This is a genomic window from Streptomyces sp. NPDC093149, assembly GCF_044754145.1.
Taxonomy (GTDB): domain Bacteria; phylum Actinomycetota; class Actinomycetes; order Streptomycetales; family Streptomycetaceae; genus Streptomyces.
This window is the reverse complement of the sequence record NZ_JBIVON010000006.1, coordinates 444,499-460,317: the sequence shown is the minus strand read 5'-3', so window position 1 is coordinate 460,317 and position 15,819 is coordinate 444,499. Positions and strand designations below refer to the sequence as shown.

The window sequence follows — 15,819 nt, the reverse complement described above, 5'->3', positions numbered from 1 at the left end:
CGCTTCGAATGTCACAGAGCGGTCGGTACCGGCCTGTGCGTCATCGGGGGCTGGGTCGGCCCGTCGGATGCCTGCGCCTGTGTCTGTGCCTTGCCCAGCCGGTGGAGGCGGGCCGTGCACACGATGCCGATCGCCGAGATGGCCATCAGCATGACGGCTGGGGGCCAGTAGTGACCGCCCGCCGCCGCCGCGAGGGAGACCGCGGCGAGGGGTGCGAGGCCGCCGAAGATCATGTTGCAGATCTGGTAGGAGAGGGAGATGCCGGTGTAGCGGACATGCGGCGCGAAGCCCTCGACGAGGATCGACGCGATCGGCCCGTACAGCGCGGACATCACCAGACGCATGGCCAGCATCATCAGCCAGATGAGGAAGACGCTGCCGGTGCCCAGCACCATGAACTGGGGCAGGGACAGGACGACGACGCCCGCGAGACCGGCGATGACGACCTTGTGCGATCCCACCCGGTCGGCGAGCCACGACAGCCAGGGGGTGACGAGGAGTTCCAGGAAGGCCGCCAGGGTGAGGCCGTTGAGCAGCATCGACTCCGACAGATGGAGGTCGTCGCCGGTGCCGTACGAGAGCAGGAAGCTGGTCACCACGTAGTAGCCACCGGTCGCGGTGGCCAGGGCGAAGACGCCGATGAGGACGGTCCGCCAGGCCTTCTGGAAGACCTCCACCACGGGCAGTCGGGTTTCTTCCGCCCCGCCGTCGGCCTGCTTCGCCTGTTGTTCCCTGCGCACCTCCTCCATGACCGGGGACTCCTCCAGCTTGACCCGGACGACCAGGCCCACGATCACCAGCACGGCGGAGGCCAGGAACGGCACGCGCCAGCCCCAGCTCATGAACGCGTCGTGCCCGAAGAGGTTCATCAGGCTGAAGGCGCCGGTCGACAGCAACGCACCGACCGATGAGCCGAGTTGGGCGAACGAGCCGAAGAAGGCGGCCTTGCCGCGCGGGGCGTTCTCCACGGCGATCAGCACCGCGCCGCCCCACTCCCCGCCGATCGCGACGCCCTGGACCAGTCGCAGCACGATCAGCAGGATCGGCGCGAGTGCGCCGACCTGGGCGTAGGTGGGCAGCAGGCCGATGGCGAAGGACGCGACGCCCATCATCACCAACGTGATGACGAGGGTCTTCTTGCGTCCTACGCGGTCACCGATGTGCCCGAAGACGATGCCGCCGAGGGGCCGCAGCAGGAAGCCCACGGCGAACGTCGCGAAGGCGGACAGGGTCCGGAGGTACGGCGACATGTCCGGCGGGAAGAACACGTCGTTGAAGACGATCGCCGCGGCGGTGGCGAACGCGTAGAAGTCGTACCACTCGATGGAAGTGCCTGCCAGCGCCGCGACGGCGGCTCTGTACGGGCTCTGTCCGGTGGTGGATGGGGACGGGGACGGGGACACGGTGCCTCCGGGGGCGGGAGGGGCAGCGGAAGGGGAGAGAAGGGAGGGGAGAGAAGGGAGCGGAGGGGGAAGGGGCGGAGGGGCGGGGGTCAGCGGCCGGGGGCTGCCCAGGCGCGGGAGCCGCCGATCCAGGTCTCGCGTACGCCGATGGAGGCGAGTTCGGCCGGATCGGTGGTGAGCGGGTCGCCGGCCAGGACCACGAAGTCGGCGAGCATGCCGGGGGCCAGGGCGCCGACGGCGTGTTCGCGGTGCAGGGCGCGGGCGGCCGAGGCGGTGTGCGCGAGCAGCCCGTCCGCGACAGGCATCCGCAGCGAGGCGTCGCCGAGGACGGTGCCGAGCACGGTGCGCCGGGTCGCGGCGGCGGAGACGGCCTCCAGCGGGGCGGGCGGGGCGACGGGCGCGTCCGAGCTGAAGACGACGGGGACGCCTGCGGTCAGGCAGGTGCCTGCCGGGTTGTAGCGGTGGCCGAGGTCGCCGACGGCGGTCAGTGTGCCGTCGCCGGTGCGCAGGTGGTGCTGGGGCTGCATGACCGGGACGACGCCCAGCCGGCCCATGCGGGCGATCTGCTCGTCGGTGGGCAGACCGGAGTGCTCGATGCGGTGGCGGATGCCGGGGCGCTCCCGGTCGGCCTGCGCCTTCTCGACGGCGTCGAGGACCATGCCGATGGCGTACGGGGACTGCGCGTGGGTCGCGGTCTGGAGACCGGCGCGGTGGGCGCGGCCGACGAGTTCGGCGTACTCCTCGGCGGAGTGGTAGAGCTGCCCGTGGTGGCAGCAGTCGGCGGCGTAGCCCTCGGGGAAGTAGGCGGTCCAGCCGCCGAGGGTGCCGTCGGCGTAGAACTTGACGCCCTGGATGCGGAAGAGGTCGTCGCCGAAGCCGTTCACCACGCCCAGTTCCAGCGCGGTGTCCAGGAGCGCGGAGGTGAGGTAGGCGGAGACGCGCAGACGCAGTGACCCGTCGGCGCGGGCACGCAGATACGTCTCCATCTCGCGGCGGGACGCCTGGGCATCGCCGACAGTGGTGACTCCGGCGGCGAGGAAGACCTCCTGGGCGCGCTGGAGGTGGTCGGCCATGATGGCGTCGGGCTCGGAGAGGTGGAAGTTCGGGCCGTGGTTGCCGATCTTCACGCCGCCGGGGCCGGTGAGCAGGTCACAGGCGGCGTCCCAGAGCTGGCCGTCGGGCTCGCCGGAGGCGGACCGGCCGATGCTGCCGCCCTCCGGGTCCGGGGTGCCCGCGGTGACTCCGCAGGTGCGCAGGGTATGGGAGTTGACGACGCCGCCGTGACCGGAGGCGTTCATCACGTAGACCTCGCGGTCGGTGGCGACGCGGTCGAGGTCGTGGCAGGTGGGGTGACGGCGCTCGGCGAGGCGGCGGTGCTCGTAGCCGAAACCGCGTACCGGAACCCCGGCGGGCAGTTCGCGGGCCGCTTCGGTCAGGACGGCGACGAGCGTCTCGATGTCCGGTACGCGTTCGGGGCGGCAGTCCACCCAGGCCAGGGCCTGTCCGTACATCACGGGGTGGCAGTGGGCGTCGACGAAGCCGGGGTGGACGAGGCCGCCGTCGAGTTCGAGGACGTCGTCGGCCCGGCCGCCGAGTGCGGCGCGGGCGTCGTCGGCGGTGCCGACGTGGACGACCCGGCCGCCGCGGACGGCCAGTGCCTCGGCTCGTTCGGCGGTACCGGGGGCGGCGACGGCCGCGCCGGTCACCAGGAGCGTGCGGTCGGCTTCGTCGAAGGGGTGGTGCATGAGTGGGGCCTGCTTTCGACCTGGGACGTCCATGAGGGAGGCCGTACGCACGGGAGCCCGTACACACGGAGGCCGTAGGTACGGGCAGTCCGTACACACGGTGGCCGTGGATACGGCCCGTGCGGACAGGAAGCCCATGTACACGGAGAGTCCGTGACGGCTGATTCGTTCGCATGGACGATATGCAGCAGACGATGTCTTGCCTAGACCCTTTGCTCACAAATTTTTCGGAATATTGCGCCGACTTTCACTTACGTATCGTTCGGTGTGCGCCGTGCTGTGGCGCTCAGGGGGTGGGGGCGGTGAGGTCGTACCGCTCCTTGACCAGCTCCAGGTGCACCCAGCTCTCCACGGCGCGCACGCCCTCGCACGCCCGCATGTCCTCCAGCGTCTCGCGCACCGCCGCGAGCGACTCCGCGCTGATCGTTCCGACGAGTTCCGCGCGTCCCATGCAGGCGGACAGGAACGAGACCCGGTCCCATCCGCCGATGTGCCGGGCGACGGCGTCCCGCTCGCCGTCCAGGCGTACGGCGAATCCGCACAGGAAGCCGAGCCCGAGCAGCTCCGGACGTACCAGTGCGAGCACCTTCGCGACACCGCCGTCGAGAAGGCGCAGGGTGCGGGCGCGGGCGGCGCCGGGCGAGAGCCCGACGCGTTCGGCGAGCTCGGCGAAGGGCAGGCGCCCGTCGCGCTCCAGCTCGTCCAGGATCAGCCGGTCCGTCGCGTCCAGGTCAAGAACATCGGGCCGGCCCGCCAGCAGGTACGGGTCCTTGAGGTGCTGGAGGGAGATCAGTGGGTCGATGTGGTCGACGCCGTTCAGTGAGCGGATCGACTCGATGGCCCGGTCCAGCTCCGCCAGCCCTTCGGTGCGCAGCTCCGCCATGATCGCGCGGCTGCCCGCGGTGAGGGTGACGAACGGCGCCTGCGGCATGGCGGCGATGGCGCGGGCCACCGGCTCGGCCGCTCCGCTCACGCCGATCGACAGATGGGCCGAGGCGGTCAGGTCCCGTACCGCGGGGTGGACGACGGCCACCACGCGCACACCACCGCCCGCGAGCAGCCGCTGCACGCGGGCGCGGGTGGCGGGGCGGGAGAGTCCGACGCGCTGCGCCAGCGTCTCGTACGTCAGACGGCCGTCCGTCTGCAGTTCGCGGACGACGGCCAGATCGGTCCGGTCCAGATCCACCTGGGAGCTTCCCCTCGGCTCGATTGTCCGGGGCGGGTGCACCCGGGACGGGGCCCATTCTTGACCACCGGGGCTCCGGGGCTTCGAGGTGCGGGCCACGTGACGCGCGTCACCGACGTACGCATCACCATCTCTGGACAATTCTGTCGGATGAAACGTAGGTTCAGCGCGACCAAAGCAAACGAATCGGCATTTCGCTGTGGCTGAAGGTCCGGAAGGGCTTGCGAAGCTTGAGGAGGATGGGATGAGCCGGCCCCTGGTGGTGTTCACGGACCCCGAGGAACTCGACGTCGGTCCGGGGCGGCGGCTGCTGGCCGAGGCGGGATTCGACACCCGGGTCGCGGGCAGCCGCGAGCCCGACGCGATCGCCGCGGCGGCTCGCGACGCCGTCGCGCTGATCGTCGGCTACGCGCCGGTCGACGCCGCGCTGCTCGACCGCCTCCCCGGTGTGCGGATGCTGGCCACCATGTCCGCCGGGTACGACATGATCGACACGGCGGAGGCGCGTCGTCGCGGTGTGTGGGTGAGCAACCTTCCGCATGCCGCCACCGAGGACGTCGCCGTCCATGCGCTCGCCTCCGCGCTCTCTCTCGTACGCGCGCTGCCCCAGGCCGATGCCACCGTGCGCGGCGGGGGCTGGAACACCGAGTTCGCCGAACTGCCGCGCAGGGCCGGTGAGCTGACGCTCGGCCTCCTGGGGTTCGGACGCATCGCGCGAGTGCTGGCCCGGATCGCGGGCCCCGTCTTCGGGCGCGTCGCCGCGTACGACCCGCACGCCGACGCGGCCGGGTGGCCGCTTGGTGTCGAGCGGCTCGGCCGGGACGAGCTGATCGCCGCCTGCGACGTGCTCTCGCTGCACACCCCGCTGACCGAGCAGACCCGCAGGATGGTCGACGCGGAGCTGCTCGCCCGGATGCGGCCCGGTGGCTACCTGGTGAACGTCGCCCGCGGTGAACTCGTCGACACCGACGCGCTGTTGGCCGCGCTGGACGGCGGACGGCTCCGGGCCGCGGCCCTGGACGTGTTCCCGGTCGAGCCTCCGGCGCAGGACGACCCGCTGCGCACCCACCCGCGCATCCAGCTCTCCCCGCACAGCGCCTACCTGTCCGACACCTCGCAGCGGGCCTACGTGTGCGCGCCCGCCGAGAACGTCATCGCCTGGCACCGCACCGGGCGCCCGCTGACCCCCGTGGTCGACCCGACGCCCGAAGGAGCCCTCTCATGACCGCACTGCCCGCCGCCCCCGCCCCGGACCTCGCCGAGGTGACCGACGCGGAGCTCGCCCCGGGCCTTGCCGAGGAGACCCGGCTGCGTCGTGAACTCGCCGCCGTCTACCGGCTCGTGGCGCACTTCCGGATGACCGACCTGATCTTCACCCACATCTCGCTCCGGTTGCCGGGGCCCGAGCACCACTTCCTGATCAACCCCTACGGCCTCCTCTTCGAGGAGATCACCGCCTCCAACCTGGTCAAGATCGACCTGTCGGGCCGGCCGGTCGAGCCCACGCCCCACCCCGTCAACCCCGCGGGATTCGTCATCCACAGCGCGATCCACGCCGCGCGCGAGGACGCGCACTGCGTCCTGCACACCCACACCAAGGCCGGCTGCGCGGTCGCCGCCCAGCGCGACGGGCTGCTGCCGCTGAACCAGATGTCGATGGAGTTCTACAACCGCGTCGGCTACCACGACTACGAGGGCGTGGCCCTCAACCTCGACGAGCAGAAGCGCCTGGTCGACGACATCGGCCACCACCCGGCGCTGATCCTGCGCAACCACGGTCTGCTCACGGTGGGCGAGAGCGCCGCCCAGGCCTTCCTGCGCATGTACTACCTGGAGAAGGCCTGCGAGATCCAGGTCACCGCCCAGGCGGGCGGCGGACCGCTGATCCTTCCCCCGGCCGAGACCTGCGAGTACACCGCCCGACAGCTCGCGGGCGACGCGGACGCGGACACGGACCTCCAGGACGATGCCGCCTACGAGCTGGCGTGGGCGGCCATGCTGCGGCTGCTGGACCGGGTGGCCCCGGACTACCGGGACTGAGCCGGAGGATCTTCGAGGGGCTTCAGGGAGCGGGTCCTCCGGGATCTCTTCCCGGGCCCCCTTCCGGGATCTCTTCCCCGGCTTCCTCCGGGATCTCCTCCCGGGCCTTCGAGGTCGTCGAGGCTCTTCGGGCGGAGGGGCCGGGTCAGAGCTTCTTGGCGCAGAGGACGCGGTCGCTCTTGGCCTTGTCGGAGTCGAAAAGCGGGTCGTCGGTGAAGATCGCGTCGGCCCTGCCCTCGCACGGGTCGTTGAAACCGAACGCGAACGTGTCCTCAAGGATCTCCGTGATCTTGTGGGTCGCGCCGTCCTTCTTGCCCTTGGTCCGGCAGGCGACCTCCTTGATGGCGTCGTCCTTCTTCGGTCCGCTGTGCACGCAGTCGCCGACCTCGATCCTGGGGCCGCCGCCCCCACCGGTGTCGCCGGGGTGCGGAGGCTTCAGGTTGCGCATGCAGGCGTAGCCCTCGCCCGTCACCTGCCTGTCCTCCAGAAGGGCGAGACTGACCGGCACATTGATCGCGAAGTCGGTGTGCGGCGAACAGGCGGTGGCCGAAAAAGGCTCGGAGATGCCGATGTCCGCCCGGTCGATGACCTTGGCGACGGCCTCGGGATCCTTGCAGGAGACCTCACGGTACGCCTTCGGCTGGCCGGGAACGGGGGCGGCGCACTCGTTCTCGGCGAGGTACTCCGCGCCGTAGGACGGGTTCACGCTCGGGGTCGGCGAGGCGGTCGGGCTGCTGGATCCGGTGTCCGACGCGCGATGATCCGCCACCTTGCCGCACCCGGTGACCAGCACCAGCGAGACGGCCGCGGCGACGGCCGCGGTGGCTGCCGCCGCGGCCCGTACGCCCGATGCCGTCGGCCTGTCACCACTTGTCGCCCGCACGCCGCCCCCCTCAGGTCTCGATCGTCGAATTCTACGGTCTACTGCCCGCGGGTGGCAGCGAGTTGGGGGCCCGTGCGTGACGCGCGCTCAGCGGCTCAGCAGGTGAGGGCGTCGGTCATGTTGCTCTGCCAGTGGACAAGAGGGCGGCCAGGAGGGCGGTCGCGGTGAGGGCCATGGTGCGGATGCGGTTGCTGCGCATGGTGGTGCTCCCCGTGTGCGGTGTGGAGGTCGTTCGTTCAGGGGTGGCAGATCAGGACCATGACGATCGCTGTGGAAACGATCACCACGCCGATGGCCACGACATCGATCAGTTCGATGCGGAGAAGGGTTCGCACTGAGTCGTCCCGGTGGTCTCTCGGTGTGTCCACAGACTGTGGGGCGCGGTGTTCCGTCCGCAACGCCGATCGGGTCATTGGGGAAGCCGGAACGCGTACGCGTGCCGTGACCTGCGCAGATTCCAGGTCCCTGGAACGGTGTTCCGGGACGGACCAGGGAGGCGAGCGTCGCGTTGGCGACGCCGGAGCTTCAGGGATTCGCGGCTCCGCCGAAGGAGCCGGCGCACCAAGGGCATGACGTCAGCCGGTACCCGGAACCCGACCGGAGCAGCGGTGGCCGTGTGGGGACGCCGCGCATCGACGGCGGTGGGAAACCGTTCCGTACGAGTGGCATCAAGGCGTGGCCGCAGCACGCCCACCAGCACGAAACGGCCCAGTGGGTGACCGAGTGACGGTCACCGACTGGGCCGGATGCGTGAGGGGGTTGGCCGGGGCTCAGAGGCGCTCGGGGGTCCTGATGCCGAGCAGCTCCATGCCCTGGTGCAGGGTGCGGGCGGTGAGGTCCGAGAAGAAGAGGCGGTTCTCGGCCACATCGCCCGGCACCTCGGGCTTCAGCACCGGGCACTGGTCGTAGAACGTCGTGAAGAGCGACGACAGCTGGTAGAGGTACGAGGCCAGCTTGTGCGGCTCGTACGCGGCGGCGACCTCGGCCACGATCTCGCCGAACTGGTCCAGGTGCAGGCCCAGCGCGCGCTCGGCCGGGGCCAGCTCCAGCTCCGGGTGCGGCTGGGACTTCAGCTCGCCCGCCTTGCGCTTGATGGAGCGGGACCGGGCGTGCGCGTACTGGATGTACACGCTCGTGTCGCCGGTCAGCGACACCATCTGGTCCAGGTCGAACTTGTAGTCGCGGGCGGCCGACGTCGACAGGTCCGCGTACTTCACCGCGCCGATGCCGACCTGCGTGGCCCGCTCGGTGATCTCCTCGTCGGTGAGGTCCTGTGCCTTCTCGCGCACGACCGCGGACGCCCGGTCGATCGCCTCGTCCAGCAGGTCCTGCAGCCGGACCGTCTCGCCCTCACGGGTCTTGAACGGCTTGCCGTCCTTGCCCAGCACCGTGCCGAAGGCGAGCTGCACGGCCTTGACGTCCTCGTTCAGCCAGCCGGCCCGGCGGGCCGTCTCGAAGACCATCTTGAAGTGCAGGGACTGCCGCGCGTCCACCACGTACAGCAGGGTGTTCGCCTTGAGGTTCTGGACCCGGTCGCGGATCGCGGAGAGGTCCGTCGCCGCGTAGCCGTAGCCGCCGTTGGACTTCTTGACGATCAGCGGCACCGGGTTGCCGTCCGGGCCCTTCACATCGTCGAAGAAGACGCACAGCGCGCCCTCGGAGCGGACGGCGACGCCCGACTCCTCCAGGATGCGGCAGGTCTCCTCCAGCATGTCGTTGTAGCCGGACTCGCCGATGATGTCGGGGTCGCGGATCTCCATGTCGAGCTTGTCGAAGACCGAGTAGAAGTAGATCTTCGACTCGTCGACGAAGCGCTGCCACAGGGCCAGCGTCTCCTCGTCACCGGCCTGGAGCGCGACGACCCGGTCCCGGGAACGGGCCTTGAACTCCTCGTCGGAGTCGAAGAGCGCCCGCGAGGCCTTGTAGAGCCGGTTCAGCGAGGACATGGCGGCTTCGCCCTCCGCCGCGCCGCCGTCGCCCTCGTGGGTCAGCTCGCCCGGGTGCTCGATCAGGTACTGGATGAGCATGCCGAACTGGGTGCCCCAGTCGCCGATGTGGTGCCGGCGGACCACGGTCTCGCCGGTGAACTCCAGGATGTGCACCATCGCGTCACCGATCACCGCGGACCGGAGGTGACCGACGTGCATCTCCTTGGCCACGTTCGGCTGCGCGTAGTCGATGACCGTCGTGCCCGCGGCGCTGTTGTACGGCACGCCGAGCCGGCCCTCGTCGTCCGCGTCACGCGCGGCGAGCGTCTCGATGATCGCCCGGTCGCTGAGCGTGACGTTCAGGAAGCCGGGGCCGGAGACCTCGATCTCCTTGATCAGGCCACCCGCCGGGATCGCGGCCGTGACCTGGGACGCCAGCTCGCGCGGGTTGCCCTTGAGCTTCTTGGCCAGCGCCAGGATGCCGTTGGCCTGGAAGTCGGCCCGGTCGCTTCGTCGCAGCAGCGGGTCCGCGGCGCCGGCCTCCGGCAGAGCTGCCGTCAGGGCGTCCGCCAGCTGCTGCTGGAGCGTGGAAGCGAGGGAATTGACCGAGCCGTGCTCAGGCATGGGACGGGCTGCCGTTTCCGTAGGGGTACAAGGGATCACACCCAGTATTCCACGGCGGGTAAAGCCGTTTTCGCGCTGCCGGGGGGACCTGGGAGAATGGGGGCTGCCCCTGCGCGTCGCACAGGGCCCCACCCGTCCCACAGGGGCCTCCGCGAGTCCGTCGAGGGGTCCATGAGTCCCATCAGGGTTTGTCCCTGACGAGCCCCACAAGAGAGAAGGACGTGCAGACCGTGGCTCAGAGTCAGAGCAGCACCGAGACCGACTGGGTCTCCCGCTTCGCGGACGATGTCATCGCCGAATCGGAGCGTCGTGCGCCTGGCAAACCGGTCGTCGTCGCGTCCGGCCTCTCCCCGTCCGGCCCGATCCACCTGGGCAACCTCCGCGAGGTCATGACCCCGCACCTGGTCGCCGACGAGATCCGCCGCCGCGGGCACACCGTCCGGCACCTGATCTCCTGGGACGACTACGACCGCTACCGCAAGGTTCCGAACGGCGTCCCGGGTGTCGACGAGTCCTGGGCCGAGCACATCGGCAAGCCGCTGACCTCGGTGCCCGCCCCGGCCGGGTCGACGTACCCGAACTGGGCCGAGCACTTCAAGGCCGCCATGACCGCCGCGCTGGACGAGCTCGGCGTCGAGTACGACGGCATCAGCCAGACCGAGCAGTACACGATGGGCGCGTACCGCGAGCAGATCCTGCACGCGATGAAGCACCGCGCCGACATCGACGCCGTCCTCGACCGGTACCGGACGAAGAAGGACCCGGCGGCGGGCGCGGCAGGCGGCAAGGGCGGCAAGAAGCCGCAGCAGCAGAAGAAGGTCGACGAGGCGGAACTGGAGGCCGAGGAGGGTTCCGGCGCGGCCGCCGAGGACGACGGCAGCGGCGGCTCGGCCGGCTACTTCCCGTACAAGCCCTACTGCGGCAACTGCGAGAAGGACCTCACGACCGTCACGTCGTACGACGACGACAGCACCGAGCTGAACTACACCTGCACGGCCTGCGGTTTCGCCGAGACCGTCCGGCTGAGCGAGTTCAACCGCGGCAAGCTGGTCTGGAAGGTCGACTGGCCGATGCGGTGGGCGTACGAGGGCGTGATCTTCGAGCCGAGCGGGGTGGACCACTCCTCGCCGGGCTCCTCGTTCGTCGTCGGCGGCCAGATCGTCCGCGAGATCTTCGACGGCGTGCAGCCGATCGGCCCGATGTACGCCTTCGTCGGCATCTCCGGCATGGCGAAGATGTCCTCCAGCAAGGGCGGCGTGCCGACCCCGGCCGACGCGCTGAAGATCATGGAGGCGCCCCTGCTGCGCTGGCTGTACGCGCGCCGCAGGCCCAACCAGTCCTTCAAGATCGCCTTCGACCAGGAGATCCAGCGGCTCTACGACGAGTGGGACTCGCTGGCGCGCAAGGTCGCCGACGGCTCGGTGCTGCCGGCCGACGCCGCCGCGTACGCGCGGGCCATCGGCACGGCCGCCGGTGAGCTGGCGCGTACACCGCGCCCGCTCCCGTATCGCACGCTCGCCTCGGTCGTCGACATCACGGCCGGGCACGACGAGCAGACGCTGCGCATTCTCAGCGAGCTGGACCCGGAGAACCCGCTGACCTCGCTGGACGAGGCCCGGCCCCGTCTCGACCGCGCCGAGAACTGGATCACCAGTCAGGTCCCGGCCGAGGCCCGCACCATCGTCCGCGACGAGGCGGACAAGGAACTGCTCGGCTCCCTGGACGAGCAGGGACGGGAGTCGCTGCGGCTGCTTCTGGAAGGGCTGGACTCGCACTGGTCGCTGGACGGGCTCACCACGCTCGTCTACGGCGTGCCGAAGATCCTGGCGGGTCTGGAGCCGGACGCCAAGCCGACGCCCGAGCTGAAGGCCGCGCAGCGGTCGTTCTTCGCGCTCCTGTACCGGCTGCTGGTCAGCCGGGACACGGGGCCGCGGCTGCCCACGCTGCTGCTGGCCGTGGGGGCAGACCGGGTGCGCAGGCTGCTGGGCGCGTAGGCGCCTTTCGTACGGAGGGCCGTCACCCGGTGATTCGGGTGACGGCCCTCCGTCGTCTTTGCAGGTGTTGCCGCGCTTGCCGCCCCTGCCCCCCTCGCCGGATGCGGGGCGGGGCTCAGAGCCTGTCGGGTGGCCTCGGACCGGACGGCGGGCGCGGTCCGAGGTCACCCGACAGGCTCTCAGGCGATGTGGTCCGCTTCGAGCTCGGCGTGGTAGCGGTTCTTGAACTCCGGCATGAAGCGGCGGATCAGCGCCGCGCTGCGCGGGTGCCTGACGTTGTGACCGTCCGTGACGTGTATGTCCAGGGCGTCGACGCTCGGGTAGTCGTTGTGCTGGTTCACGAACGCGGCGAACACCTCGTACGCGATCGCGGCGAACTCCGCGTCCTCCTGCGCCCACTCGGCCGGGTCCTGCGCCGGGTCCTGGGCCGGGTTCTGCGCCGGGTCCTGGGAGGAGTTCTGTGCCGGGTCCTTCCGGGGTTCCTGCGGCTGCTGCTCGTCGGTGCGGGGCGCCGGATCGGGTTCCGCGGCGCGGGGGCCCGGGACGGCGCCGATCGTGCCCACGCTGCCCAGGGGGCGGGTGCGGCCGCCGGGACCCAGCGGGACCATGACGGGGGTGGGCTCCAGGCCCTCGACGTACGTCGGGTCGTACGCACTCTCGTACGCGTCGTCGGGCACCTGGGGCGCCGCGAACCACGGGCTCTCGTGCGAGCCGGGGCCCTCCTGAGGCCACCGCTCGGCAGCGGCCGGGTCAGCAGGGTGCGTGTGCTGCTGCTGGTGCGGCTCGTACTGCTGGTGCGGCCCGAACTGCTGCTGGGTGTGCTGCTGCTCGGGGTGGGGCCCGGCGTACGACAACTCCGGCTGGAACTCGTCGGCTTCGGCGGCGGCCAGGGCCGGGGCAGGCGGCAGCAGGGCCGGTTCGATGCCTGCGGCGGCGAGACCGGCCGGGCCGGTGTCGGCCAGCGGGACGCCGTACTTCGCCAGGCGCAGCGGCATCAGGGACTCGACGGGTGCCTTGCGGCGCCAGCTGCGGCCGAAGCGGGCCTGGAGGCGGGCCTGGTAGATCAGCCGGTCCTGTTCGAGCTTGATGACCTGCTCGTACGAGCGGAGCTCCCAGAGCTTCATCCGACGCCACAGCTTGAACGTCGGCACGGGGGAGAGCAGCCAGCGGGTGAGCCGCACGCCCTCCATGTGCTTGTCGGCGGTGATGTCGGCGATCCGGCCCACGGCGTGCCGGGCGGCCTCGACGGAGACCACGAACAGCACCGGGATGACCGCGTGCATGCCGACGCCGAGCGGGTCGGGCCAGGCCGCGGCGCCGTTGAAGGCGATCGTCGCGGCGGTCAGCAGCCAGGCCGTCTGGCGCAGCAGCGGGAACGGGATGCGCAGCCAGGTCAGCAGCAGATCCAGGGCGAGCAGCACACAGATGCCCGCGTCGATGCCGATCGGGAAGACCAGCGAGAAGTTCCCGAAGCCCTTCTCCAGGGCGAGTTCGCGCACCGCCGCGTACGAGCCCGCGAAGCCGATCGCGGCGATGAGCACCGCACCGGCGACCACGAGACCGATGAGTATCCGGTGGGTGCGTGTCAGCTGCATCGCGGCCACCCGCGTTCCCCTCCCCGTTTCCCGTATCCGACGTCGCGCGTCGACGTTCCGCGCCGATGTTCTGCTTCGACGTTCTGCTTCGACGTTCTGCGTCCACGTTCTGCTTCGACGCCGTGGTCCGGCGTCCCGCTTCAACGTCCCGCTGCGACGTCCTGCTTCGACTTCTGGCGCGCACAGCCTGGCACATGAGGGCGCGGCACGTTGCGCGGGGAGGGGCGAAGCCCGGTACTCGGGGGAGTACCGGGCTTCGTGAATCCGTTTCCGAGCAGGGCCGTCGGGGCGCGCCGTGCCCGCTCGCCGATCCGGCCTGATCAGGTCTGATCCGGCCGGATCCAGTCTCGTCCGAACGAAAGATCCTAGCTCGTCTTCTTGTCCGTGGCCTTCTCGTCAGCCTTGAGAGATGCACCCGACTTGGGGGATTCATCCTTCTTCGCCGACTCGTCGGGCTTGGCCGACCCGCTCGGTGTGTCCTGCTTCGCGCCGGCGGCGGCGACCGAGGCCACCGCCTCCTTGGCCGCCTTCTCGGCGCCCTTCAGGATGTCGTCGGCGGACGGAGTCTTCGCGCCCGCGTAGCCCGCTCCGTTGTAGGTGAGGGTGATGACGACGTTCCCCGTGCGGGCCACGATCGTCGCGTACTTGAAGTCCTCACTCGTCTTGGTCAGGTCGTACGTGATCTTGGTGGCCTGCTCGCCGATGCCGGTGACCGGTGCCTCGGTGAGCTTCTTCGCGCCCTCGGCGGCCTTGACCTTGGTGATCTGCTTCGCGTAGTCCTGCTGCGCGCGCTTGGCACCGCTGCCCAGGGACTGGTCCGAGTCGAAGCGGGTGAAGCCGACGTCCAGCCAGCGGTACTGCGAACCCTTCACGCCGTTGTCGTCGAGGCCGTTCCAGGAGCAGCCGGTGCGGTACGCGGTGTCGCTGGAGCCGGCGGGCGTGCCGCCCGGGGTCTTCACCCCGGGGACCAGGGAGGTGACCGTCTTCTTGCCGATCGACTTGCACGGGTCGGGCAGCGCGCTGAATTTCGCCGGCTCGACGCTCGGTTCCGACTTCTTGGCGTCCGGCGAGGCCGTGGACGACGAGGGCGTACCCGAGTCCTTCTTGTCGCCGGAGTCCGACGAACAGCCGGCGACGACGAGCATCACCGGAACGGCGGCGCAGGCGAGTATGCGGGCGAGTCGCGGGGCTGAACGGTGCATGGTTCCTTCACTCGGGTGGCGCGGCGGGCGGGCTGCCCTGGGGCGGGCTGCCAGGTGGTCGGGCTGCCTGGTGCTGGTCGGGGCAGGTGGGGCTGCGAGGTGCCTGGTGGTCGGGGCGGGCGGTCGGTCTGGCGTGGGCGGTCGTTCCTCCGGTGGGTGTCCGGGGGCGTCCGGAAGGCTTCGGAGGGCCTTCCGGAGGGCCACGGTACGACGGACGGCGGCCGGGTGCGCCACTCGGCGGGCGTGGGCGCCGCCCTGCCGGGGGCGCCCCGCGCGCGGCTATTCGCTGAACTTGTCGACCAGCTTCTGGGCCAGTGCCCTGGCTGTGTCCTGCAGTTCCTTGCTGTCGGGAACCACGGTGGAGGTGGTCGGCTGCTCGGTGTACTCGACGGTCACGATGACGTTCGATGTGCGGAACACCACGCTCACCGTGCGGTGCTGTGCGGTGGAACCTGCCCGAGTGAGCAGATCGTCCAGAAACGCACTGTCTCCGAGGTCGTCGAGCGTGCGGGGCAGAACGCTCTCGTCGGCGCCGTCGGACGTGCCGCCGTCGGCCGTGCCGCTGCTGCCGTCGTTGTTTCCGCTGTCGCTCTTGCCCGCGTCCTTGTCCTCGGAGGCCGGGACGGACAGGGCGTGCGAGGCGGAGCCCGACGCGGAGCCCGAGGAGGCGGGCACCGCCTTCTCCGTGCTGCCCGGTGAGGCGGAGGGGGAGGTGAGGCCGGCGGCGGTCTCCTTCTTCGTGTACACCTCACGGGCGCGGTCGTCGTCGCTCACCGCGGGGTCGTAGGACACGACACGCTCGAAGTCGACGAAGAGGGTGTGCGAGGAGTCGGGGGCCTCGGACTTCCAGCGGCAGCCGACCCGGCGGTCGGTGTCGTAGGTGACGGTGGCCGAGCCCTCGTACACCTTCTTCTGCTGGTCCTCGGGGAGTTCGGCCGCGCCCGGGAGCGCGTCCTGCAGCGTGGACGCCGTAATGGCCCGGCAGGGATCGGGAAGGGTGCGGTACTTGCCGGGGGCCGCCGCGGCGACGGTCGCCTCGCCAGGCTTGCTGTCGGCGGCGGAGCCACCGGTTCCGGTGCTGGAACTGCAGCCGACGGCGAGCGTTGCCAGTAGCGCGGTGCCGAGTACGTACGCCATTCGTCGCACGGTCCTGGGCTCCCTTCGTGCGAAAAACGGTTGCCGCTCGATGGCGACCGGTGGACACAATGTGTATCGCACG

Annotated in this window: 11 protein-coding genes; 3 read left to right on the top strand and 8 right to left on the bottom strand. The window is 70.5% G+C overall.

The genetic code is table 11. From position 1 onward, the window contains the following. Window positions 1–11: 11 nt before the first annotated feature. The 3 genes from ACIQCZ_RS21305 to ACIQCZ_RS21295 form a co-directional block, all read right to left on the bottom strand. Window positions 12–1,403, bottom strand: coding sequence for an MFS transporter (locus ACIQCZ_RS21305; RefSeq protein ID WP_402284104.1), 1,392 nt, complete (start codon window positions 1,401–1,403; stop codon window positions 12–14). Window positions 1,404–1,492: 89 nt separating this feature from the next. Further along, window positions 1,493–3,148, bottom strand: coding sequence for an amidohydrolase (locus tag ACIQCZ_RS21300; RefSeq protein ID WP_402284102.1), 1,656 nt, complete (start codon window positions 3,146–3,148; stop codon window positions 1,493–1,495). A gap of 286 nt (window positions 3,149–3,434) precedes the next feature. Continuing rightward, window positions 3,435–4,334, bottom strand: coding sequence for an Lrp/AsnC family transcriptional regulator (locus ACIQCZ_RS21295; RefSeq protein WP_402284100.1), 900 nt, complete (start codon window positions 4,332–4,334; stop codon window positions 3,435–3,437). 244 nt (window positions 4,335–4,578) lie between these two features. On the opposite strand from ACIQCZ_RS21295, the gene ACIQCZ_RS21290 reads away from it, so the two are divergent. Both ACIQCZ_RS21290 and ACIQCZ_RS21285 read left to right on the top strand, forming a co-directional pair. Continuing rightward, window positions 4,579–5,559: a C-terminal binding protein gene (locus tag ACIQCZ_RS21290; protein WP_402284098.1), complete on the top strand. Its 981-nt coding sequence runs from the start codon at window positions 4,579–4,581 to the stop codon at window positions 5,557–5,559. Continuing rightward, a complete protein-coding gene (locus ACIQCZ_RS21285) occupies window positions 5,556–6,374 on the top strand; it encodes a class II aldolase/adducin family protein (RefSeq protein ID WP_402284097.1) in 819 nt (272 codons plus the stop codon). The genes ACIQCZ_RS21290 and ACIQCZ_RS21285 overlap by 4 nt, the downstream gene beginning before the upstream one ends. 145 nt (window positions 6,375–6,519) lie before the next feature. Here the strand turns inward: ACIQCZ_RS21285 and ACIQCZ_RS21280 are convergent, their stop codons facing one another. Both ACIQCZ_RS21280 and argS read right to left on the bottom strand, forming a co-directional pair. Beyond that, a complete protein-coding gene (locus tag ACIQCZ_RS21280) occupies window positions 6,520–7,257 on the bottom strand; it encodes a hypothetical protein (protein ID WP_402284096.1) in 738 nt (245 codons plus the stop codon). A gap of 770 nt (window positions 7,258–8,027) precedes the next feature. Then, a complete protein-coding gene (gene argS / locus ACIQCZ_RS21275) occupies window positions 8,028–9,809 on the bottom strand; it encodes an arginine--tRNA ligase (RefSeq protein WP_402284095.1) in 1,782 nt (593 codons plus the stop codon). A gap of 221 nt (window positions 9,810–10,030) precedes the next feature. On the opposite strand from argS, the gene lysS reads away from it, so the two are divergent. Beyond that, on the top strand, window positions 10,031–11,803 hold the full coding sequence (lysS, locus tag ACIQCZ_RS21270; RefSeq protein ID WP_402284093.1) for a lysine--tRNA ligase: 1,773 nt from the start codon (window positions 10,031–10,033) through the stop codon (window positions 11,801–11,803). Between the two features lie 179 nt (window positions 11,804–11,982). Here the strand turns inward: lysS and ACIQCZ_RS21265 are convergent, their stop codons facing one another. The 3 genes from ACIQCZ_RS21265 to ACIQCZ_RS21255 form a co-directional block, all read right to left on the bottom strand. Continuing rightward, window positions 11,983–13,398 (bottom strand): DUF2637 domain-containing protein, encoded by a 1,416-nt coding sequence (locus tag ACIQCZ_RS21265; protein WP_402284091.1) that lies wholly within the window; start codon window positions 13,396–13,398, stop codon window positions 11,983–11,985. A gap of 365 nt (window positions 13,399–13,763) precedes the next feature. Then, complete coding sequence (locus ACIQCZ_RS21260; RefSeq protein WP_402284088.1) at window positions 13,764–14,600, bottom strand: DUF3558 family protein; 837 nt, start codon at window positions 14,598–14,600, stop codon at window positions 13,764–13,766. Between the two features lie 279 nt (window positions 14,601–14,879). Beyond that, entirely contained in the window at window positions 14,880–15,737 is an 858-nt protein-coding gene (locus ACIQCZ_RS21255; RefSeq protein ID WP_402284087.1) for a DUF3558 domain-containing protein, read from the bottom strand. Window positions 15,738–15,819 lie beyond the last annotated feature (82 nt).